Annotated in this window: 1 protein-coding gene; it reads right to left on the bottom strand. The window is 46.1% G+C overall.

Annotation, left to right across the window (positions count from 1 at the left end; genetic code table 11):
- Positions 1 to 356 (bottom strand): transposase (locus DYD21_RS21575; protein ID WP_199535629.1); only part of this gene is annotated, 356 nt, incomplete at both ends.

Raw genomic sequence — 356 nt, 5'->3', positions numbered from 1 at the left:
ACATACTTGCAAGCATGACGTGTTTATTGGCCGCTTGTATACCCCGGGCATAGACCTTCTTCATTCCATTGTGATGCAACAGATTACCAAGGGCCGGTTCTACAATGGCTTTGCGCTTTGCTACCATTTGCCGGCCATAGCTGGTGCGTAATCGTTTGTCCATCAGATCGTACCACTCCTTGCCCTCTGAATGCTTTAATTGTTTATAATTGACTTTACTGGTAATACACTGCGCCTTGATTGGACAGTTTTTGCACTGTTTGGCAGTGGTTCTATAGATCCGCGCTTTTTTGTTTCCAGTGATAGATGTCGATCGATACGGCAGGTATTCTCCCTGGCTGCACTCATAGCGATCT

Source organism: Rhodohalobacter sp. SW132 (assembly GCF_003390325.1).
Classification (GTDB): Bacteria; Bacteroidota; Rhodothermia; order Balneolales; family Balneolaceae; genus SW132.
This window is presented reverse-complemented; position numbering and strand designations above follow the sequence as displayed.